The 279-nt window shown below is 66.7% G+C and carries 1 protein-coding gene; it reads left to right on the top strand.

The genetic code is table 11. The annotated features are described in order from the left end of the window. The coding region (locus tag L9G74_RS20345; RefSeq protein WP_238898586.1) for a CHASE domain-containing protein at positions 1–279 on the top strand (279 nt) is incomplete at both ends.

Below are 279 nucleotides of genomic sequence, written 5' to 3'. Positions count from 1 at the left end.
CGGATCCTGGATCGGGCACGCGACACCGGGCAGATGATCGCCGCCCAGCAGGTCGCCCTGGTCCAGGCCGACGACGATCAGGCGGCCTTCTTGACCGTGCTTCCGATCTACGATTCGAGGGCCGAGCCGGCGACGATCGCCGATCGGCGAAAGGCGCTGGTCGGTTTCGTGCTCGGCGTGTTTCGGTTCAGCGATATGATCGAGGTCGCGCTGCGCAACTTCGCGTCCGCCGATGCCCTCGAGGTCTATCTCTACGACGCGGCGGCGAGCCCGGAAGAG

This window comes from Shewanella electrica (genome assembly GCF_022321485.1).
Classification (GTDB): domain Bacteria; phylum Pseudomonadota; class Gammaproteobacteria; order Enterobacterales; family Shewanellaceae; genus Shewanella; species Shewanella electrica.
This window is presented reverse-complemented; position numbering and strand designations above follow the sequence as displayed.